The sequence below is a fragment of the Gordonia sp. GONU genome (genome assembly GCF_024733855.1).
In the GTDB taxonomy this organism is placed as follows: Bacteria; Actinomycetota; Actinomycetes; order Mycobacteriales; family Mycobacteriaceae; genus Gordonia; species Gordonia amicalis.
On record NZ_JANRHB010000005.1, the window covers coordinates 223,362 to 242,616 of the forward strand.

Consider the following 19,255-nt stretch of genomic DNA (forward strand, 5'->3'; position numbering starts at 1 on the left):
CCGGCGAAAGGAACTCTCATGAACAACGGCACCGGTCCGGTGGACGAGACTCTGGCTCGCTATTCCGATCTGCTGTTCGGCACCGCGATCACCGTGTACGTGGTGGCGGCCTTCCTGTTCTTCGGCGCGCTGGCGGCCGTTCGCGGCCGCAAGCTCGAGGAGCGGGAGCTCGTCGCCGCCGGTGCCGGCTCCGCTGCGTCGGGTTCGGCCGGCGCCGGCGACGTCCGGGTGCCGGGTCGTGTCGCCGCTCCGCAGAAGCGGACGTTCGGGGACAAGCTCGGCAACATGGGTCTGCCGGTCGTGTATGTCGGCCTGATCGCCCACATCGCGTCGCTCGTGCTGCGCGCCATGGCGACCGACCGCGTGCCGTGGGGCAACATGTACGAGTTCGTCTCGATGACCTGCGCCGCGGGCGTCGTCGCCGCACTGATCATCCTGCGCAAGCCCGAACACCGGGCTTTGCTGTCGTTCGTTCTGCTCCCGATCGTCCTGCTGATGTTCATCGCCGGTCGCTGGCTGTACACCCAGGCCGCCCCGGTCGTGCCGGCCCTCAAGTCGTACTGGCTGGCCGTCCACGTGTCGATCATCTCGGTGTCCTCGGGCATCCTCATGGTCTCCGGTGTCGCAAGCATCCTGTACCTGATGAAGATGCGCTGGGCGTCGAATCCGGCCGACGACGTCGCGTCCCCGGCCCGGTCCGGATGGGGTGGCGCGCTGCGACGCATCGTCGACCACATCCCGGCCGCAGAGAACCTGGACCGGCTCGCCTACAAGACCGTCGTCGTCGGCTTCCCGCTCTTCGGTCTCGGCGTGATCTGCGGTGCCATCTGGGCCGAGGCCGCCTGGGGCCGGTTCTGGGGCTGGGACCCCAAGGAGACGGTGTCGTTCATCGCGTGGGTGATCTACGCGGCCTACCTGCACGCCCGCGCGACCGCGGGCTGGCGCAACACCGCCGCGGCCTGGATCAACGTCGCCGGCTTCGTGGCGATGCTGTTCAACCTGTTCATCATCAATCTGGTCGTGTCGGGCCTGCACTCCTACGCCGGGCTCTGAACCCTTCGAGACTTGCGTGTCGGGCCTGTACTCCTAGGTAGAGGGGGGTCGACGCGGCGCCTCGCTTCGCTCGGTGCCGGCTCAGCCGGCGGGGGTGGTGTCGGCGGTCTGGGCCTGCTCGTCACTCCCCGGTCCCTCCAACTGCTTCGCGAGAGCCTGCGCCTTCACCAGCTTGAGCAGGTCGATGAGCGCGTCGATCGTCTCTGGGCACAGTGACCCGAGATCGATACCGGCCAGGTGGCTGCCGGTGACCTCGAGCATCTCGACATAGTTCTGCTGCTGTTTGACGCGCTCGAGATCCTCGTCGGGGTTGGAGAGGAAATAGGTGACGCTCACGTCGAAAGCGCGGGAGATGGCCTCGACGGTGCGGAACGACGGCGTACGTGCCTTGCCGGTGCGGAGCTGCGAGATGTACGCGTCCGACAGTGAGTAACCCAACCGGTTCGCCTTCTCGGCGATCTTCTTGCCGGTGTAGCGGACCCCGTTCTCGTCACGGCTGTGCTCGAACAGGTAACCGATCTTGTCGGCGAAGCTCAGGTCGTCATCGGTCGACGCCCCTTGCGGAGATCGTCCGGGGTTCAACGGCGCCTTCTCTCGGATCATCCATCGTGGAGTCGATGATGAGAGGGACATTACCCTACCCTCGGGTATGTTCTGGTGAGACCCTGAATCGCGTCTCAGGATTTCGTATACGAACTTTGGCAGACGACACGTGTCAGAGTTCGTCGGCCTCGCCGCCATTGGTTCCGCGCGTGCGATTATCCAGGTCACGGAGGAAATCGGGGTCGTCGTCGGGGCCGACCGGCCCGCGGGTGCGACGGCGGTGACCGCCGGAAGGGGAGGCCGTGCCGCCGTCGGATTGCGGTCCGAACGCCCGCCACATAAGGAAACCGATGGCGAGCAAACCGAGAACGGCGAACAGATATGTCATGGCAACCTCCCGTCACCAGCGTACGTCAGTTCGCGCGGCGGCCGGTGAGGGTCGCTCGTTGGGTTGACCACCGGGTGGGCAGGGACTGTGGCGCCGCCCGGACTAGTGGGTGCGACGATTGAGGAGCGCCACCACGTCCTCTTCGCGGAACCGTCGGTGGCCGCCCGGGGTGCGGATGGAGCCGAGGATGCCCGAGCTGGCCCAGCGGGCGACTGTTTTGGGATTGACGTTGAACATCGCGGCCACCTGACCCGGGGTCAGGGTGTGCTGGCTGGCGAGTCCCGGGGTGATGTAGGTGGACGCGGTTGTTTCGATGCTGGTCACGTTTCCCCCTGAAACGATGGTGCCCTGTCGGTGCGCCGCGGTTTGGCGAATCGGCCCGGCACTTGATGGACGCGTACTCCATGAATACACGCAAATCGCCCAGGTACTCGAACCGTCAGTGGCAGGTAAAGAGCGGGCAAAGGCCCACGACCTGCAGGTCATCAGAGGGCGACAAGTATCCTGTGGGGGTGAGTGAAGCGCAAGACCCTGCCCCCGATACCCCTCAGCCAAGCGGTCGCCCCGCCACCCTGGCGCTTGCCCTGTTCGGCTACACCGTCGCGCGCATGTTGCTCGTCGTCGTGATCGCGGCCGTCATCTTCTTCGGCGGAAAGCTCGTGGGCGTCGATGTGCCGTTTCTCGTCGCCGCTGTCTTCGGTGTGCTGATCGCGCTCCCGCTGGGCATGTACCTGTTCAAGTCGCTCCGCCTGAAGGTCAACAGCGAGATCTCGGCGATCGAGGCCGATCGTCGGGCACGCCACGACGACCTCCAGTCGCGGCTGCGCGGGGACAAGTGAGGTCGCCGGCCAACGGGACGCTCGCGTGAGGCCGACGCGGGTCGTCGACCATCGGGAAGACCGCGCCTGGGCGCAGAACGCGGTGCGGCTCATCGAGGCCGACGCCCGCCGAAGTGCCGACACGCACCTGCTGCGGGTCCCACTGCCGGCGTGGTCGAGATGGTCCGGACCCGACGGTGAGGCGGGCGTCGACCTGTACCTGAAGGACGAGTCGACGCATCCGACCGGATCGCTCAAGCACCGCCTGGCGCGGTCGCTGTTCCTCTACGCGATCTGCAACGGCTGGGTCACCGAGGGCACGCCCGTGATCGAGGCGTCGTCGGGCTCGACGGCGGTGAGCGAGGCCTACTTCGCCGAGCTGATCGGTGTCCCGTTCATCGCGGTGATGACCTCGAACACGTCGCCGGCGAAGACTGCGCTGATCGAACGTCACGGCGGCCGTTGCCATTTCGTCGAACATCCGGGCGCGGTGTACACCGAGGCATTGCGTCTCGAAGCCGAACTCGGCGGTCACTTCATCGACCAGTTCACGATGGCCGAACGTGCCACGGACTGGCGTGGCAACAACAACATCGCCGAGTCGATCTTCGCGCAGATGGCGGCAGAGGATCACCCGATCCCGACCTGGATCGTCGTGGGCGCCGGCACCGGTGGGACGTCGGCGACGCTCGGTCGCTACATGCGGTACCGGCGGCACGACACTTGGCTCGCCGTCGTCGATCCCGAGAACTCGGTGTTCCTGCCCGCGTACGAGACCGGCGACGGAACGCTGACCGGTGAGGTTGGTTCGCGGATCGAGGGGATCGGTCGACCCCGCGTCGAGCCGTCGTTCATCTCCCAGGTGATCGACCGGATGATCGGCGTCCCCGACGAGGCGTCCATCGCCACCACGCATCGGGTCTCGGACCTGCTGGGACGCCGCGTCGGCGGGTCCACCGGCACCAACATGTGGGGTGCGTTCTCGCTGGTCGCGGAGATGGTCGGCGAACGCCGGGCGGGCAGCATCGTGACACTGCTGTGCGATCCGGGTGACCGCTACGTCAACACCTACTTCGACGAGAACTGGCTCGCCGCACAGTCTTTCGATCTGAACCCGGCGAACGCGATCCTCGACGAGTTCTTCGCGACCGGTCGCTGGACGGCCTGATCCTAAGGCCGTACTAACCCGGTGGGCTACCATCCGGGGGTGCCGACCGAAACCGTGCGTCCACTCGTCGAGGCCGTCGACCTGGTGCGTGAGTACCAGATGGGTGAGGAACGTGTCCGCGCCCTCGACGGACTGAATCTGAACATCGACGGAGGGCAGTTCGCGTCCATCGTCGGCCCCTCCGGCGCGGGCAAGTCCACGCTGCTGCACATCCTCGGCGCTCTCGACACGCCGACATCGGGCCGGATCTCCATCGACGGAGTCGATCTCGGCTCACTCGACGACGCCGCCGCGTCGGCCTTCCGGCGTCATCGCGTCGGATTCGTCTTCCAGTTCTTCAATCTCGTCCCGACCATGTCGGCGTGGGAGAACGTCGCGCTGCCACGACTGCTCGACAACCAGTCGCTGCGCAAGGCGAAGCCGCGCGCCGTCGAACTCCTCGAGCAGGTCGGACTCGGCGACCGGGTCGACCATCGGCCGTCGGAGTTGTCGGGCGGACAGATGCAGCGCGTCGCCATCGCGCGGTCGCTGATCATGGACCCGACGATCCTGCTCGCCGACGAACCCACCGGAAACCTCGACTCCAAGACCGGGGAATCGGTGCTGCAGTTGCTCGCCGACGTCGCGCACGCCGCGCCGGACCGGCTGGTGGTCATGGTGACCCATGACCCGAAGGCAGCCGCGTTCGCCGACACCACGATCACGGTGCGCGACGGAAAGATCGCGGAGTGAGCGACACCCCGCCGGTTGGGCAGCCACGGCGTGTCGAAGCCCTTCTCGCGGGCTTCACCCGTATCCGTTTGCTCAACATTCGGGAGATCCGCACCCACCGGCTGCGGTTGTTCACCTCGCTCGCGGTGGTGATCGTCTCGTCGGCCCTGCTCGTCGCGGTCCTGGGGACCTTCGGTTCGACGTCGGAGTCGGTGCGCGCGTTCAACAATGCGATCTCCGGTTCGGCCGATCTCGAGGTCGCGGCGATCGCCGACAGCGGCGTCGACCAGTCGCTGGCCGGTCAGATCCGCCGCGAGGTCGACGGTGCGAAGGCCGTCGTCCCGATGATCCGCGGGTCGGTTGTGGTCGATGATTCGTCGATCCCGCTCATCGGCTCGGATCAGCGGGTGACCTCGCTGTCGGGGAGTCTGCGTTCCGCCGTCCGACAGGAGAACTCCGGGACGATCGACTTCGACCGGCTGCGATCCGGGGTGTTCGTCGGACCGGGACTCGGTCTCGAGGTCGGTCAGAAGCTGACCGTCAACGGCGTCGACGTCGAGGTCCTGGAAGTGGTCGACAACGAGGAGGCGGCCGGACTCAACAACGGCCGCTTCATGTTCGCCTACCTCGACCTCGCGCAGCGACTCGTCGGTCTGGAGGGTCGGCTCGATTCGATCCTCATCGTCACCGAGCCGGGGATCGACGTCGGGTCGGTGCGATCGCAGGTCGAGGAGATCGTCGGCGGCCGTGCGGTGGTGGTCGATCCGGACTTCCGCGCCAAGCAGGCCGAGGTCGCGAGTTCGGTGACGCGCGACGCGACTCTGCTGGTCTCGCTGGTCTCGCTGGTGATCGCCGCGTTCCTGGTCTTCAACACGATGAACATGGCGGTGGCGTCGCGGCGCGGTTCGCTGGCGATGATCCGGGCATTGGGCGCCAAGCGATCCCACCTGGTCGGCGACATGCTGGGCGAGGCCGCTCTGATGGGTCTGGTCGGCGGCGTCGTCGGTGTCCCGTTCGGAATCCTCGCCGGTCGCGCCGTGATCGCGAGTTTGCCGGATCCGCCGCCCGACACCGTGGGCACGGTCATCAACTATCACCTGCCGCCGTATGCGCCGGTGGTCGCGGTCCTCGCGTGTGTGATCGCCTGTGTCGCAGCCACATCGCTGGCCGCGCGGTCGGTGTTCGCGGTGTCACCGGTGGAGGCGATGGCACCCGTCGAGGTGTCCGACGCCTCGAAGCGTCGCGGGCCGGTGGTCGTGATCGCCGCGATCCTGGGTGTTGCGGGGGTGATCGCGTCCTGGGTCATTGTGGCGACTGTGCCCGGCCGGCCCGCGATTCTCGCCGGCGTCGTATTTCTCGTCGGCGCACTGCTCGTGTGCTTCGCGCTGTCGAATCCGTTGACGTGGCTCGTGGTTCGAGTCGCACGCTGGTTCCGCGGGCCGGGGCAGCTGGCCTCGGTGAACACCGAACGAGCGCCGCGTCGTGCATGGGCGACGCTGATGACGGTCGCGGTGGCGATCGCGGTGGGTATGGGAACCTCCGGCGCGCTGGACAACCTCGTGTCGTCGATGTCGAAATCGCTGGACGGCCTGGGAGATCCGGACTTCTATGTCTCGTCCTCGTCAGCGGCCAGCCTGCCGCTCGGGCCGATCCTGCCGCCGTCGATCCGCGGCGAGGTCGCGAAGGTGCCGGGCGTGACCGAGGTCGTCGGCGGCCAGTGGGCGGCGGTCAACATCGGCGAGAGCCGCGCGAACGTGCAGGGGCTGGAGCCCGGGTCGCGAGCGCCGTTCATGCGGAAGGCGACGCCGGAGGCGGTGTCGCAGGTGCTCGCCGGTGACGGCATCCTGTTGTCGAATGTGCTTGCGCGCGTGCTCGATGTCGGTACCGGTGACACCGTGACGCTGGCGACGCCGACCGGGCCGCATGACGTCGTCGTCCGCGACACCGTCGACTACGTGTCCGTGGACTCCGGGGTGGCCGCCCTGTCGCAGCGGCAGCTGGGGGAGTGGTTCGGTCGCGAAGGCGACACGTATCTGCAGGTGATCACCGCACCCGACGCCGATCCGGAGCAGGTGCAGAAGTCCCTCGAGGCGCTCGTCGCCGATGTGCCGACGACCGGTAACAAACCGATCAGCGTCTACACCGGTGCCGAGGCGCTCGCCGCGACCCAGGCGACGGTCCAGCAGGCGGGTTCGTTCACGGTGGCCATTCAGTGGATCGTGGCCGGTGCCGCGGCCATCGCGTTGCTGAACACGCTGCTGCTGTCGGTGATCGAGCGTCGTCGTGAACTCGGGGTGCTGCGCGCGATGGGTGCATCCCGGAAGTTCATCTCACGCATGGTGCTCGCCGAGGCCGCCGCGGTCGCGGTGGTGGGTGCCCTGGTCGGCGTGATCCTCGGTGCGATGATGCACCTGCTGAGCGACCGAATCCTCAGCGTGACGACATCGTTGACCGTGATCTACTCGCCGCGTCCGTCGGCCGCGTTGTTCGTCGGGATCGCGGTGGCGTTGTGCCTGGTTGGTGCGTTCCTGCCGGCAGTGCGTGCGGCACGGATGAACATCAGCGAGTCGATTCTGAACGAGTAGCGGCGGTACCCTCCCGATTTCTCGAGGCAGTTTGATCCGGCCGGCGGATCAAACTGCCTCAATGTTTTTTTGGGGGGGCGATACCCATGTTGTGTCAACAATTCTTGACGGATGGCGGATGTCAACATAACCTGACACCATGCACGACGACCAGAAGACCGAGACGCCGGACCGCGCTCAGGGCGCTGACCTCGCGGGAGATGCCGCGAGCAGCGACCCGGCGAAGGGCCTGGCGGCGGTTCGGGCGCTGCGCACGCTGGCCGACCGGCTCGAAGAAGTGCAGGTCGCCAATGCTCGCGCCGACGGCTGGAGCTGGCAGTCGATCGCAGAAGTACTGCAGATCAGCCGGCAGGCCGTGCATCAGAAGCACTCACAACGTGAGGTCCGCCAGAGCGGACCTGAAGGAGAGAACAATGTTCGAACGAATCACTCGTGACGACAAGATGCTGCTGGCCTTCGCCACGCAGGAGGCCGCCGACCTCGGACATCGGCGGCTGGGCAACGACCATCTGATCCTGGGCATGCTCTGCAATGCCCGGAGTCCGCTGTTCACCATCCTGGCCGATCAGGGACTCACCCTGGCATCGGCGCGGGAGGTGGTGCGCAAGTATCACGACGAGCACGCCGATGTGGCCGACGCAACGGACACCGACGACGAGTCGGCCCGTCAACGGTATGAGGAAGACCGAGAAGCCCTGCGCAGTATCGGGATCGACCTCGACAAGGTGCGTGAGGCGGTCCGCGGACGCTTCGGCGAGGACCTGTCCGACGGCTGGGGTGACCGCCCCGGACGCAGCGTCGGCCGCAAGGGACGTCCCGACGGAGGTCGTGGACGAGGCCGTGGACACGGCCGCCGGCACGGACACGGACATGGTCATGGTCCGCACCGTGCTCGAGGACCCCGCCCCGATTGCGGCCCAGAAGGTTTCGGCCCAGAAGGTTTCGGCCCAGAAGGTTTCGGCCCAGAAGGTTTCGGCCCGGGTTTCGGACCCGAGGGTCCGGGTGGATTCGGACCCGGCGGCTTCGGTCCGGGTCCGTTCGGGCCGGGCGGACCGTTCGCCGGTGACGAGGGCCCCTGGGAGCCCGGTCGTGGACGCCGCGGACCGCGCGGACGGGGTAGCCGCCCGCGGTTCGCGTCGGAAACCCGATCGGTGTTCTCCCGGGCGGTCGAGATCGCCCGCGAACGCGGCGACCGCCACCTCCGCGGCGAGTACCTGCTGCTCGGCATCATCGACACCGCCGACGACGCGTCGCGGACGCTGATCCAATCGGCCACCACCGCAGACGAACTCAAGGCCGCCGTGTGGGCGAGCCTGCCCGAGGTCGACGCCGAGGTCTGACCGCCCGGTCACCTGCGGTCGGAACGCCGGTTCCGACCGCAGGCAACCGTCGTCTCAGGGCTTCTCGATTGGCGGCCCGGCGGCCTTCCACGCCTGGAAGCCGCCCTCCACGTCGGTCGCGCCGGAGAGGCCGATTCGTTGAAGCGACGCCGCGGACAGACTGGACGCCAAGCCGAAGTTGCAGAGGACGATGACCTGCTGGTCGTTGTCCGGAACCGGAGGAAGCTCGGCGGCCTCCTCTTCGGTGAACAGCGGGCGGTGCGTCGGATCGAGGAACACCTCGACGGCGTTGCGCGGCACGCGGTAGGCGCCGGGGATCACGCCGTCGGCCTCCTGCTCTTCCGAGGTTCGGGTGTCGATGAAGATAACACCCTCGCGGAGTTTCTCCGCAGCCTCTTCCGGTGTGAGGCGGTCGAGGTCCTCCTGTGCGCGGTAGATGAGTTCCAGAGTGCGGCTGGTCGGCTGACTGGACATGGTTGTCTCTCCTGGTTTCAGCGATGAAGCGCGATGATCGATGTGACGGAGTTCAGCGGCTGGGGTCCACCGGCCCGCCTGAAGCGGTGAACCGGTCCGCCGCGAGGTAGCGCTCGCGGAGTCCGCTGTCGAGAAGGTGCGCGGACACCACGTCCACGAAGCTGTCGGGCCCGCACACATAGGCCTCCGTACGACGCAGCTCCGCTCCGATCCCCAGCGCATCAATCGCGTCGATTGCGGCTCGTCCTCCGCGGACCGATCGGACGAGATCGGCGGTGACGACCGGATGATAGGTGAACTCATCGAACTCGTCTGCGAGGCGGATGAATTCGTCGTGGAAGGCGAGGTCGGCAAGTGTACGTCCGGTGTGCACGAGGTCGACGGGTAACCGGTCGCGTCCGAGTAGCGTCTCGACGATCATCGGTCGTATGGGCCCGATACCCGCTCCACCACCGACGAACACCTTCCGGCGATGGGACGTGCGGACGGTGAACGTGCCGTACGGACCACGGATTCGGAGTGGGTCACCCGGGGCGAGTGAGGGCAGCGCGTCACTGAACGCTCCATCCGGCACACGCCTGATCAACAGGTCCAGGGCCGCGGCGGCGCCGGTAGAGGCGACCGAGTACGACCGCCAGCCGGTGTGATTCGGAACCTCGACCTGGATGAACTGCCCCGCAACCGGATTCCAGTTCACCGGCGGCTGGAGCCGAAGCAACGTGAGATCGGGCGTCAGTACACGCACTTCGGCGACCGCGACGATGGTGTCCACCTGGTCGGTGCCGGCGAACTCGGTCTCGGTGATCCCGGTCTCGCTGATGTCGACGGTCGCCACCGCAGAGCGGAGATACGACGAACAGAGCAGGACCTGGCCCTCGTCCCGCGAACGACTGTCGAGTGTGGTCAACGTCGCAGGATCCTGCTCCACCCGCCCGGAAACGACAGGGACGGCACAGGTCCCACACCCGCCGTGATTGCACCCGAACGGTACGTAGCGTCCGGCGCGCAGAATGGCGTCGAGTAACCGCTCTTCAGGATTGACCGAAATGTCCACTCCGAAGGGATCGATGGTGACGGTACCGGCCGTCAGGGCCTCGGTCATGCCGCGAGCGGGTCCTGGACGGTGATCTTCAGATCGCGGATGTGGTCGATGGTCCACAACCGGTCCTCACGCAGGTGTGGTTGCGCGACGAGTGTCTTGCCATCGGGCCGGATGAACCCGAGGTCGAGGATGACGTCGGCGAGATCCCAACCGTGATAGCGACCCCAGAACGTCCCGAAGGACGCATAAGACACCGGGTTCCACGAGAAGTTGACCTCGCAACCGTCGCAGCAGACGGCGAACTTCTGGCCTCCCCACTCGACGATCCGGAACTCGGGGTCCTCGAAACGGGGAACGATGCACGGCAACTGGCACACCTGGCAGAACGGCGGCACAGCCGGGAGTTCCTGCAGCAGAAGGTGACCGCCGGCCGGATCGGACAGCGCGGCGAAGGCCTCCCAGAGCGGCTTGTACACCTGCGACCACCCCGGGTAGTTCGCCTCGAACCAGGCGAAGTCGGATTCGTCCAGCGGATCGATGCGGAAGAAATTGAGCGGCCACAATGCGGCCAGTCCGGTGGCGACGGCATGATGCTGCGAGTCGAGCCCGCGGGCGACGTCGGTGAGCCGTGCGGGTTCCTTGAGGCCGAACGGACCGAACCTCCTGGAGAAGGAGCCGATGAAGTCGTCGACCACCCACTCCTCCCATGCATCCCGATACGCCCACGGTCGTTGCCGCACAAAGTATTCCGATGCGACTCCCACGAGAGTGTCACCGCCCTGGTGCTGGTGCCAGAATGCGCGGTCGAGTGATCCCTGGACGAGTGGGATGTTCTCGGGGATCTCGGCGACTGCGCGCAGCGTGCCGTGCCCGTTTGCCATGTGCCGGACCTCGTCGGATTGGATCGAGAGGTACGCAGACGCGTACGCGTCGTCGCCGTTCGCCGCGGCGACCTGCGGGATGGCCACAGTCAACGGATTGGTGTAGGCCGTCTCCAGTACGACATTGAGTGCGATGACTGCATCGATGGGGTCGTTGACCGAGTTCGGGGCGAACGCGGCGCGCGCCACCGATCCGACCGGATGGCGTGACAGCGCCCGCGACCCGTACTGGAGGCCGTGCGGATCGGGAACAGTCGACGTGTAGTGCCGGCGAAGTGCACCGACCAGTTGGAGATGCCGGGCCTCGTCGAGGGCTTGTGCCGAGTACCCCTGCTGCAGTTCGGGGTTGTTGATCGACGAGATCAACAACCCGGCGCCTTTCATCGCCTGGTACTCGGCCTCCGCGGTCACCGGCAGGACGAGTTTGAGTCCCTCGACCCACCGTGGCTCGATGTTCTCGCTGGTACGAAGCTGTGTCGCCTTGTCCAGCGCGTGGTGGACGCGGTTGTCCTTCTCGACCTCCATGCGCGCATAGTCGCGCATGAGCAGCTTGAACGGGTCGCGACCCCGTTCGGGAATGGTGTACTTCGTAGGAAACACCGCCGCCGGTGGTGCGGTCTGCGAAGTCCAGGTGTAGTCCTTGGTCAGATCGTGGATGCGTGTGGACGGAGCGGTCATCGAATGCGATCTCCTGATTCGGTGTCGACGGGATCGACGGTGTCGTCGGCTCGGAGGATGAGGAAGCCCGTACCCGGCGTGGTCCCGCGCTGGGGTGTGATCTCGCCGAAGTAGCTCGCGACCACGATGAGGACGTCTTCGACCTCGATCGGTCGCGCGAGCCGTGTTGAGAGATCGGTGAGATCGATGACGATCTCATCGGCCGCATCGGCTTTCAGGTACACGCCGCGGTCGGTGATGTTGACCGACGGTTGCGTCAGTTGCAGTTGCTCGACGATGGCGGCTGTCTCGTCACCGGCGATCAGACTGATCCCGACGCCTCGTTGGGCAGGTTTCGGTACGGTGCGAGCACTCATCGATGTCCTCCTGAAGCGGGAAGGGTCCATGCGATCGTGATCGCGCCGTCGGATTCGGCGATCACGTTCTGCCAGGCGCGTTCTGGGTCGACGCCGCCACCCGGTGCGTCGACGAGCAGGACCGTCAGGGCGTCGACGGCGGCCCGCGCGCGCTCGGTCCATTCACTGATCCACCTGCGCAGCAGATCTCGGTTCGCCGGTCCGTGTGTGGGGTCGGCGCCGAGGTGGTCCGTGAGTTCGCGGGTCCAGGTGGCCGCCCTCCTGGTGTCAGCGGTCCATGCGTTCACGATCAGTGGAGTGAATGGGTCGTTGTTCCGTTCCGCCACCGGCAGTAGGTATTCCGATCGGAGGAACTGTCCGACGAGTGGCTCGAGGACCAGGTTGACGGCGACCACCGCCTCGACCCAGTCCTCTGTGGCGAGGAGTAGCTCGACGGTCTCGCGCAGCGGTCGCCAGTGCTCGGTGTTGAGCCACAGATCGTGGACGTCGGCGAAGATATCGGGTGCGCCGGCGTTCTCGACCTCCACACGCAGTGCTGCTGCGTGTTCGACGTGCCGGAGCTTGTCGGCGGACTCGAAGACGAGGGGGAGGGTGATGGTGTCCGACAGGGCGAGTCGCTGCGCGCGGCTGAGGACACGGAAATACGCCCGGTCGACGAACGGTAGGACGATGAGGTCGCGACCGATCCCGTCGTTCAGCCAATCCGGGGCGATCCGGTCGACGGCGTTCTCGGCTCGCAGGCGTGCGGTCTCGGCGACGAGGGTGCTCTCGACCCGGTGCACATCGACGACCCAGTCGACGTAGATGACGCGGTTGGGGTCGCGGAATCCGGACCAGTCACTGGATTTCACCGTCGTGGAGTCTGGACTGAGTGGAGCGCTCCCATCGGGGAACATCAGCGGCCAGCCCTGGACGGCGTCGGTGTCGTCGGGGCCGATCTGCTGATCGACGGTCAGCTCTTCGTATGCGGTCAGATCTGGGGCAGCCATGAATCGTCCTCGGGATGACTGGGAAGGGTGGGCTCGATGCCCATCAGAGAACCCGACGATCTCGGCGGCGGATAGTTTTAAATCAGAACTGTTCTAGTACTGGATTCGAACTGCACGCGACGTACCGTTCCCGTCATGTCCGCTGCTCCTGAGTACTGTCCGGTGTCGATCGGCGTCAATCTCCTGGCCGATCGCTGGAGTCTTCTCATCGTCCGTGAGGTGATGGTCGGTTCTCACAACTTCAACACGATCCTGCGCGGCCTACCAGGCCTGTCGCGTAGCGTTCTCGCCTCACGTCTGCGTCAACTGCAGCGCCTCGGGGTCATCGCGCAGGTTCAGTCGCCCACCGGACTGTCCCACGAGTACCGGCTGACCGAGGCCGGGGAGGATCTCTTGCCAGTGATCGAGGCCATCGGCGGATGGACGGTCAAATGGTGGTTCCCCGAACCACGACCGGATCAGGTAGACAACGCGATGCTGCTGTGGCGTATGCGTTCCGGGGTGCGCCCACGTCATCTCCCCGAGGGTCGCACGACCATTCGTTTCGATTTCACCGACGGCAATGTCCGCCGTGGCTGGCTGGTCCTCACCGGCACTGAGGCGTCGGTGTGCCTGCACGACCCGGGGTACGACGTGACGGTCACGGTGACGGGAAGCGGCACCACTTGGCATGAGGTCTGGTACGGCCATCGCACGCTCGACGACGCGCTGACCACGGGTGCGATCACGCTCGACGGGGTGAGATCGGTGACCCGAGCGTTCCCGAAGTGGTTCGCGCTGAGCATGTTCGCGTCAACGGTCGCGGAGAATGCCGAGAAGCGCGAACTCCCTTCGGCGTGAAGAGAATCAGGTCAGCGCCAACGCCACCGCGGTGACGACGGCCCAGCCGAGCATCGCCTTGCCGGTGGTCCCGATCGACGGGATGAGTCCCGGGCCCTGCGCGCCGGTGCGGACCGGCGTGTACGCCTGCCACAGCAGCGGGAACGTCAGCAGTCCGACTAACGCCCACGGGGTCGCGAAGGCCAGCGCCGCGCTCATCACGAGCGGGGTCAGCAGCAGTACGGCGAACAGGATTCGGGTGCGGGCGTCGCCGAGTCGGACGGCGAGGGTGATCTTGCCGCTCTCGGTGTCGGTGGGGATGTCGCGCAGGTTGTTGACGACCAGCACGCTGCTGGAGACCGCGCCGACGCCCACCGCGCAGGCCAGGCCGACGAGGTCGACCCGGTCCGACGTCACGAACTGCGTTCCGAGGACCGCGACCAGGCCGAAGAACACGAACACCGCGACCTCGCCCCAACCGGCGTAACCGTAGGGGCGTTTGCCGCCGGTGTAGAACCAGGCACCCGCGATGCAGACTGCGCCCACCACGACCAGCCACCAGGCCGTCGCGATCGCCAGGACGAGACCGCACACCGCGCCGATGCCGAAGCAGATGAACGCCGCCGCCTTCACCGAACCCGGTGACGCCAGCCCCGAGCCGACGAGGCGCAACGGACCGACACGGTCGTCGTCGGTGCCGCGCACGCCGTCGGAGTAGTCGTTCGCGAAATTGACGCCGATGATGAACGCCACCGCCACGACCAGCGCGAGTACGGCCTTCCACCACGAGATCCCGCCCCACCCCGAGGTCCCGTGCAGCGCCGCTCCGACACCGGCCACCACCGGGGCCACGGCATTGGGGAGAGTCCGGGGGCGTGCGCCCTGAATCCACTGCGATGCGGTTGCCACGGATCGATCCTGCCACGACACCGGAAGTCCGCCGCCAGGTGTCGCGGATCGTTGCGCCGTCCGCCACGACACGCGACATCTGCATTCGGCCGCATACGGCCGGAACCGCATCCACCTGTGGATACGTCTGAAAAAGGTGCATACTCCACCGAAACTGCGGGCAGTCGCCCTCGAACACGACGGTGTCGTCACCGCTGCCGAAGCACGTGAGCACGGATTGGATCGCTCGGCGGTGTACCGCCGGGTGGCCATCGGCGACTGGGTGCGTGTGGGGCCTCGGCTGTATCGGCTCGCGGACCATCCCGTCACCGATCGGACCACCACACGGATCGCGACGCTCTCGGTCGGTCCGTCGGCGATCCTGTCGGGATCGGTGGCGGCCTGGTGGCACGGCATCGTCGACGACCGGCCCGAGACGATCACCGTCACCGCTCCTCGCGGACGGCACGGTCCACCGGTGAAGGGGGTACGGATTCTCAACCGGTCCCTCGCTGATGCGGATGTCCTCATCCGCGGCGACCTGCGGGTCACGGGGATCGCGCTGTCGGCACTCGAAGGGGGCGTCGAACTCGGTGCCGAGGTCATCGACTCGGTCCTGCAGCAGCGTCGGACCACCGGCTGGACCGTTCTCAACTCCACCTGGGCCGACCTGACGGAACGGGCCGACTACGTCGCGTCGTCGATCCGTCAGGCGCTGAACGTCGCGGCCTGACTGCAGATGTCGCGAATCGTGTTGCAGCCCGCCACCATACGCGACACCTACCGCGAGAAACGACGCCGCAGCGCGCGCCGGTCAGGTTTGCCCGGTCCGCGCAGCGGCAGCTCGTCGACCTCGATGACCTCCCGCGGCGCCGCGTACCGGCCGAGTCGCTCGGCGACCGACCCGCGAATCCGGTTGACGTCGACCGGATCTCCGCGTCGTGCAACGACCACCGCGACGACCTTCTCGCCGAGACGGTCGTCGGGGAGTCCGACGACCACGCATTCGGCGACCGTCGGGTCCTCGGCGATCACCGCCTCGACGACCTGCGGCACCACGGTGAGTCCGCCGGTGAGGATCGCCTCGTCGGCGCGCCCGACGATCGACAGGACACCGTCGTCGAGGCGTCCGAGGTCATCGGTGCGGAACCAGCCGGCCTCGGCGAAAGCGGGATGATCCGGCAGGTTGCGGTACCCGTGCGCCACCGTCGGACCACCGAGGACGACGCGCCCTACACCGTCCGGCGACGGCTCATCGATGCGGATCACCACGCCGTCGAGCGGAACGCCGTCGTAGACGCAACCACCGGCGGTCTCGCTCATCCCGTAGGTGCGGACGATGGGGAGTCCCGCGTCGACGGCGCGGCGCAACAGGGGAGCGGGGGTCGCCGCACCGCCGACGAGCAACCCGTCGGCGGAGCGGAGCGCGGCGGTGGCACGCGGCGAGTCGAGGACCTTGATCAGCTGCGTCGGCACGAGTGACGTGTAGCGGCGCGGCCCGTCGAGCCGGTCCAGAGCATCGGCGAAACCCTCGGCGTCGAAGCCCGCGGCCAGATCGAGCACGGTGGGTGTGAATCCGGAGGCGAAGGCGCGCAACAGGACCTGCAGTCCCGCGATGTGATGCGGGGCGAGGGCGAGGAGCCAGTTGCCCGGGCCGCCGAGGCGATCGGCGGTCGCCCGCGCCGATGCAGACAGCGTCGCCGGAGTGTGTTGTGCACCCTTGGGGACACCGGTCGAACCCGAGGTGGAGACCACCAGCGAGACCTCGTCGGCGATCGGCTCACCCACGGCGAGGGCGGCCCGGAGAAGCGCTGTCTCCCGGGCGTCGTCGGAGGTGGGCACGATCGCGGTCGAACCGTCGAGCACGGCGAGCAGGTCATCGCGCCGGGCGACGACCTCTGGTCGGGCGGGGAGTCGAAGGGCACGAAGTGTTTTCCGGGCCGCTCCCGGTTTCGGATCCGAGTTGTCCGGGCTGGGGGCGTCGAACGGCCAGCCGCATGACTCCAGGCGACGGCGCACGCGAGCGATGTCGTCCTCGTGTGCCAGTTCGTGGGTGACCTTGGTGATCGCGACCGCGGTGTCGATCCTGGAGATCGGCTCGGGCGGCGGCGACTGCCGGATCAGCCGCGACGACACCTCCTGCACCTCGTCCTCGCTGAGCTGGCGACGCAGGAGGGCGACGAGTGGGATGTAGTCGCCCTGCGGCACCCCGTCGGGATATCCGGCACGCAGCCATTCGATGATGCGGTAGAGCAACGGTGGATGATCCACACTCCTCACCCCCTCTCCTGCCCGGGACGCGGATGCGCCTCTCGATGCGATCACGCGTGCTGCACCACAGCACGCGTGATTGTAGGTCTCGGCGCAGACGCCGGCACTTCTCGTCTGCCGACGGTCACCCGGTCAGGGCCGGCTGGACACGAGCGGCCAGCCGACGGTGGCGAGACGGCCCGCGACCTGGTCGACCTCCTCAGGCGTGGGTGGTTCGCTGATGACCCGCTCGATGGCCGCGGCGATCTGCTCCTCGGTCACCGGCTCCCGGGGTCCGTACTCCTTGACGAGTTGGACCGCCACGGCGGTGACCTCCTCGTCGGTCAGCACACGCGTGAGAAGCGCCATCAGAGGCGGGAAGTCGGTGCGCGAGACACCTTGGGGATAGCCCTTGCGAATCCAGTTGATCACGGATTCGAAGAGGGGGATTTCAGTGGTCATGGTTGATCGCGTCTCCGGCTCTTGCACGTCTGTGGCCACGGTTTACCCAGGTGGGCGTCACTTGTAACCAAATGGGAAGAGCTTGATGCCCGTATGGAAGTAGATGGTCTGGCGGGTGATCCAGAGCAGCGCGGTGATGATGACGAGCGCGACGACGGCGAAGATCACATAGCTGAGCACACGCATCGCTGGGCTGCCCGTGACGACCGACCCGTCGACGACGTCGTCGGAACCCTGCTCATGCAATCGCAGGCCGACCGCGAACAAGGCGGGCAGCCCGGCGCCGAAGAGCAGGCCGATGAACAGCACCTTGCCGATCGCCTCGACGATGTCCATCTCAGCTGGATCCTTTCGTGTGCGCGCGTGGTGGTCGGTGGAGCCGGTCGTCAGGCGGACCGAGCGGGGGTGTCGGGGGTCGTCCCGGGATCGGTCGGCAGATCGGCGGGCAGCACCGATCCGGTGGTCTCGTCCCAGTCGTCGTTGACGTTGCCGGCGTCGACCTTGTTCTGCTGGGCGCGCCAGTACATGTAGGCGGACCCGGCGACAAGCAGACCGAAGATCGCGACCGCTCCCGCCACATCGCCGAGTAGGTGAGCGATGTAGAACGACGCCGCGCCGACGAGTCCGGCAGCAGGCAGGGTGGTGAGCCATGCGACAGCCATCCGGCCGGCGACAGCCCAGCGGACCTGCGCGCCGCGCTTGCCGATGCCGGAGCCGAGGATCGAACCGGTGGCGACCTGCGTGGTGGACAGCGCCATCCCGGCCGCGCTGGAGGTCAGGATGATCGCGGCCGACGAGGCCTCGGCGGCCATGCCCTGCGGGGAGCTGATCTCCACCAGGCCTTTTCCGAGGGTGCGGATGATGCGCCAGCCACCGAGGTAGGTTCCGATCGCGATGGCGGCGGCGCAACTCGCCACGACCCAGAGCGGCAGGCCGTGACTCACGGTCGAGGCGTCGAGGTGTCCGGTGACGATCAGGGCCATCGCGATCACACCCATGGTCTTCTGGGCGTCTCCGGTGCCGTGCGCGAGGGAGACCAGTGAGGCGCTGGCGATCTGGCCGTACCGGAAGCCCTGTTCCTTGCGGCTCTCGGCGAGATGACGCGTGATGGTGAAGACGAGCCAGGTCCCGCACGCGGCGACGACACAGGCGATCACCGGGGCGAGCAGAGCGGGCACGATGATCTTGCCGAACACACCGTGCCAGTTCACGCCGGACAGGCCGATGGCCGCGATCCCGGAACCGATGAGCCCGCCGAACAGAGCGTGCGAGGAACTCGACGGGAGGCCGAAGAGCCAGGTGAAGAGGTTCCAGAGGATGCCGCCGATGAGTCCGGCGAAGATGATCAACAGCGCGGTCGCGGGAGTGAGGCCGGCGACGACCTCGCCGGCGTCGGCTCCGGAGGTCTGCTGGATGTTCAGGACGTCTTTGGTGATGGTGGCGGCGACCTCGACCGAGAGGAACGCGCCGACGAGATTGAGGATCGCGGAGAGTCCGACGGCGACTTTCGGTTTCAGTGCGCCGGTGGCGATCGAGGTTGCCATGGCGTTGCCGGTGTCATGGAAGCCGTTGGTGAAATCGAAGCCGAGGGCCGTGATCACCAACAGCACCAGGATCAGCATTTCGCCGCTCATGCTTTTCATGATGAGGGCTCGGCTTCGAATTTCCTAAACGTTCCGGCACTGTTCGGTCGGGATTCACCGTGTCGTCGGCGTGTCGGCTACGTCATCGCAGTTCCGCGCAGGTGTGACGCGTATCGCTTTCGGTTGCGAACGAACGCTCGGCGACCATGGTCGAACCGGCGGTCGCT

General features: G+C 66.9%; 22 protein-coding genes and 1 pseudogene. 9 read left to right on the plus strand and 14 right to left on the minus strand.

Going from position 1 to position 19,255, the window contains the following annotated elements; translation table 11 throughout:
* Positions 1–18: 18 nt before the first annotated feature.
* Positions 19–1,053, plus strand: a complete 1,035-nt coding sequence (ccsB, locus tag NWF34_RS07580) for a c-type cytochrome biogenesis protein CcsB (RefSeq protein WP_024498677.1) — start codon at positions 19–21, stop codon at positions 1,051–1,053.
* 81 nt (positions 1,054–1,134) lie between these two features.
* Here ccsB and NWF34_RS07585 read toward each other — a convergent pair whose 3' ends face one another.
* From NWF34_RS07585 to NWF34_RS07595, 3 genes are all read right to left on the minus strand, one after another.
* On the minus strand, positions 1,135–1,635 hold the full coding sequence (locus tag NWF34_RS07585) for a helix-turn-helix domain-containing protein (protein ID WP_258324609.1): 501 nt from the start codon (positions 1,633–1,635) through the stop codon (positions 1,135–1,137).
* Positions 1,636–1,768: 133 nt separating this feature from the next.
* Complete coding sequence (locus NWF34_RS07590; protein ID WP_006435232.1) at positions 1,769–1,984, minus strand: hypothetical protein; 216 nt, start codon at positions 1,982–1,984, stop codon at positions 1,769–1,771.
* Positions 1,985–2,086: 102 nt separating this feature from the next.
* Positions 2,087–2,308 carry a BldC family transcriptional regulator gene (locus NWF34_RS07595; RefSeq protein WP_006435233.1) on the minus strand — a complete coding sequence of 74 codons (222 nt, stop codon included), beginning with the start codon at positions 2,306–2,308 and terminating at the stop codon, positions 2,087–2,089.
* 188 nt (positions 2,309–2,496) lie between these two features.
* On the opposite strand from NWF34_RS07595, the gene NWF34_RS07600 reads away from it, so the two are divergent.
* The 6 genes from NWF34_RS07600 to NWF34_RS07625 all read left to right on the plus strand — a co-directional run bounded on the left by NWF34_RS07600 (position 2,497) and on the right by NWF34_RS07625 (position 8,606).
* On the plus strand, positions 2,497–2,823 hold the full coding sequence (locus tag NWF34_RS07600; protein ID WP_258324578.1) for a DUF4229 domain-containing protein: 327 nt from the start codon (positions 2,497–2,499) through the stop codon (positions 2,821–2,823).
* A 25-nt stretch (positions 2,824–2,848) separates the two neighbouring features.
* On the plus strand, positions 2,849–3,970 hold the full coding sequence (locus NWF34_RS07605; protein WP_258324579.1) for a PLP-dependent cysteine synthase family protein: 1,122 nt from the start codon (positions 2,849–2,851) through the stop codon (positions 3,968–3,970).
* 39 nt (positions 3,971–4,009) lie between these two features.
* Positions 4,010–4,702 carry an ABC transporter ATP-binding protein gene (locus tag NWF34_RS07610; RefSeq protein WP_258324580.1) on the plus strand — a complete coding sequence of 231 codons (693 nt, stop codon included), beginning with the start codon at positions 4,010–4,012 and terminating at the stop codon, positions 4,700–4,702.
* Complete coding sequence (locus NWF34_RS07615) at positions 4,699–7,266, plus strand: FtsX-like permease family protein (protein ID WP_258324581.1); 2,568 nt, start codon at positions 4,699–4,701, stop codon at positions 7,264–7,266. Before NWF34_RS07610 ends, NWF34_RS07615 begins: the two co-directional genes overlap by 4 nt.
* Positions 7,267–7,405: 139 nt before the next feature.
* Complete coding sequence (locus NWF34_RS07620) at positions 7,406–7,702, plus strand: helix-turn-helix domain-containing protein (RefSeq protein WP_258324582.1); 297 nt, start codon at positions 7,406–7,408, stop codon at positions 7,700–7,702.
* Entirely contained in the window at positions 7,680–8,606 is a 927-nt protein-coding gene (locus tag NWF34_RS07625; protein ID WP_258324583.1) for a Clp protease N-terminal domain-containing protein, read from the plus strand. Before NWF34_RS07620 ends, NWF34_RS07625 begins: the two co-directional genes overlap by 23 nt.
* A gap of 54 nt (positions 8,607–8,660) precedes the next feature.
* On the opposite strand, the gene NWF34_RS07630 is transcribed toward NWF34_RS07625, so the two are convergent.
* From NWF34_RS07630 to NWF34_RS07650, 5 genes are read right to left on the minus strand one after another with little or no spacing between them, the layout of a single operon-like run.
* The gene (locus tag NWF34_RS07630) at positions 8,661–9,080 is read right to left on the minus strand and encodes a rhodanese-like domain-containing protein (protein ID WP_258324584.1); all 420 of its coding nucleotides are present in this window, start codon (positions 9,078–9,080) and stop codon (positions 8,661–8,663) included.
* A 52-nt stretch (positions 9,081–9,132) separates the two neighbouring features.
* Positions 9,133–10,182 carry a 2Fe-2S iron-sulfur cluster-binding protein gene (locus NWF34_RS07635; protein ID WP_258324585.1) on the minus strand — a complete coding sequence of 350 codons (1,050 nt, stop codon included), beginning with the start codon at positions 10,180–10,182 and terminating at the stop codon, positions 9,133–9,135.
* The gene (locus NWF34_RS07640) at positions 10,179–11,681 is read right to left on the minus strand and encodes a methane monooxygenase (protein ID WP_258324586.1); all 1,503 of its coding nucleotides are present in this window, start codon (positions 11,679–11,681) and stop codon (positions 10,179–10,181) included. Before NWF34_RS07640 ends, NWF34_RS07635 begins: the two co-directional genes overlap by 4 nt.
* Positions 11,678–12,037: an MmoB/DmpM family protein gene (locus NWF34_RS07645; RefSeq protein WP_258324587.1), complete on the minus strand. Its 360-nt coding sequence runs from the start codon at positions 12,035–12,037 to the stop codon at positions 11,678–11,680. The genes NWF34_RS07640 and NWF34_RS07645 overlap by 4 nt, the downstream gene beginning before the upstream one ends.
* Positions 12,034–13,026, minus strand: coding sequence for a hypothetical protein (locus NWF34_RS07650; RefSeq protein WP_258324588.1), 993 nt, complete (start codon positions 13,024–13,026; stop codon positions 12,034–12,036). Before NWF34_RS07650 ends, NWF34_RS07645 begins: the two co-directional genes overlap by 4 nt.
* A 135-nt stretch (positions 13,027–13,161) precedes the next feature.
* Here NWF34_RS07650 and NWF34_RS07655 point away from each other — a divergent pair, with 135 nt between their 5' ends.
* Positions 13,162–13,866, plus strand: coding sequence for a helix-turn-helix domain-containing protein (locus tag NWF34_RS07655; protein ID WP_258324589.1), 705 nt, complete (start codon positions 13,162–13,164; stop codon positions 13,864–13,866).
* 6 nt (positions 13,867–13,872) lie between these two features.
* On the opposite strand, the gene NWF34_RS07660 is transcribed toward NWF34_RS07655, so the two are convergent.
* A complete protein-coding gene (locus NWF34_RS07660) occupies positions 13,873–14,754 on the minus strand; it encodes a 1,4-dihydroxy-2-naphthoate polyprenyltransferase (protein WP_258324590.1) in 882 nt (293 codons plus the stop codon).
* Positions 14,755–14,890: 136 nt separating this feature from the next.
* Here NWF34_RS07660 and NWF34_RS07665 point away from each other — a divergent pair, with 136 nt between their 5' ends.
* Positions 14,891–15,466 carry a type IV toxin-antitoxin system AbiEi family antitoxin domain-containing protein gene (locus NWF34_RS07665; RefSeq protein ID WP_258324591.1) on the plus strand — a complete coding sequence of 192 codons (576 nt, stop codon included), beginning with the start codon at positions 14,891–14,893 and terminating at the stop codon, positions 15,464–15,466.
* 47 nt (positions 15,467–15,513) lie between these two features.
* On the opposite strand, the gene menE is transcribed toward NWF34_RS07665, so the two are convergent.
* The 5 genes and pseudogenes from menE to NWF34_RS07690 form a co-directional block, all read right to left on the minus strand.
* The gene (menE, locus tag NWF34_RS07670; protein WP_258324610.1) at positions 15,514–16,608 is read right to left on the minus strand and encodes an o-succinylbenzoate--CoA ligase; all 1,095 of its coding nucleotides are present in this window, start codon (positions 16,606–16,608) and stop codon (positions 15,514–15,516) included.
* A gap of 117 nt (positions 16,609–16,725) precedes the next feature.
* A pseudogene (locus NWF34_RS07675) lies at positions 16,726–17,058 on the minus strand (DUF3349 domain-containing protein); the annotation flags it as partial.
* Between the two features lie 78 nt (positions 17,059–17,136).
* Entirely contained in the window at positions 17,137–17,445 is a 309-nt protein-coding gene (locus NWF34_RS07680) for a DUF3349 domain-containing protein (protein WP_258324592.1), read from the minus strand.
* 57 nt (positions 17,446–17,502) lie between these two features.
* Entirely contained in the window at positions 17,503–17,781 is a 279-nt protein-coding gene (locus NWF34_RS07685) for a hypothetical protein (protein ID WP_258324593.1), read from the minus strand.
* A 50-nt stretch (positions 17,782–17,831) separates the two neighbouring features.
* Positions 17,832–19,079 (minus strand): inorganic phosphate transporter, encoded by a 1,248-nt coding sequence (locus NWF34_RS07690; RefSeq protein ID WP_258324594.1) that lies wholly within the window; start codon positions 19,077–19,079, stop codon positions 17,832–17,834.
* Between the last annotated feature and the right edge of the window lie 176 nt (positions 19,080–19,255).

What these genes read in the sequence shown, in the direction of transcription:
- NWF34_RS07655 (WP_258324589.1), top strand. Translation starts at nt 13,162, where the DNA reads ATGTCCGCTGCTCCTGAGTACTGTCCGGTGTCGATCGGCGTCAATCTC.
- NWF34_RS07625 (WP_258324583.1), top strand. Translation starts at nt 7,680, where the DNA reads ATGTTCGAACGAATCACTCGTGACGACAAGATGCTGCTGGCCTTCGCC.
- NWF34_RS07620 (WP_258324582.1), top strand. Translation starts at nt 7,406, where the DNA reads ATGCACGACGACCAGAAGACCGAGACGCCGGACCGCGCTCAGGGCGCT.
- NWF34_RS07690 (WP_258324594.1), bottom strand. Translation starts at nt 19,079, where the DNA reads ATGAGCGGCGAAATGCTGATCCTGGTGCTGTTGGTGATCACGGCCCTC.
- ccsB (WP_024498677.1), top strand. Translation starts at nt 19, where the DNA reads ATGAACAACGGCACCGGTCCGGTGGACGAGACTCTGGCTCGCTATTCC.
- NWF34_RS07640 (WP_258324586.1), bottom strand. Translation starts at nt 11,681, where the DNA reads ATGACCGCTCCGTCCACACGCATCCACGATCTGACCAAGGACTACACC.
- NWF34_RS07590 (WP_006435232.1), bottom strand. Translation starts at nt 1,984, where the DNA reads ATGACATATCTGTTCGCCGTTCTCGGTTTGCTCGCCATCGGTTTCCTT.
- NWF34_RS07680 (WP_258324592.1), bottom strand. Translation starts at nt 17,445, where the DNA reads ATGACCACTGAAATCCCCCTCTTCGAATCCGTGATCAACTGGATTCGC.
- NWF34_RS07635 (WP_258324585.1), bottom strand. Translation starts at nt 10,182, where the DNA reads ATGACCGAGGCCCTGACGGCCGGTACCGTCACCATCGATCCCTTCGGA.
- NWF34_RS07645 (WP_258324587.1), bottom strand. Translation starts at nt 12,037, where the DNA reads ATGAGTGCTCGCACCGTACCGAAACCTGCCCAACGAGGCGTCGGGATC.
- NWF34_RS07685 (WP_258324593.1), bottom strand. Translation starts at nt 17,781, where the DNA reads ATGGACATCGTCGAGGCGATCGGCAAGGTGCTGTTCATCGGCCTGCTC.
- NWF34_RS07630 (WP_258324584.1), bottom strand. Translation starts at nt 9,080, where the DNA reads ATGTCCAGTCAGCCGACCAGCCGCACTCTGGAACTCATCTACCGCGCA.
- NWF34_RS07650 (WP_258324588.1), bottom strand. Translation starts at nt 13,026, where the DNA reads ATGGCTGCCCCAGATCTGACCGCATACGAAGAGCTGACCGTCGATCAG.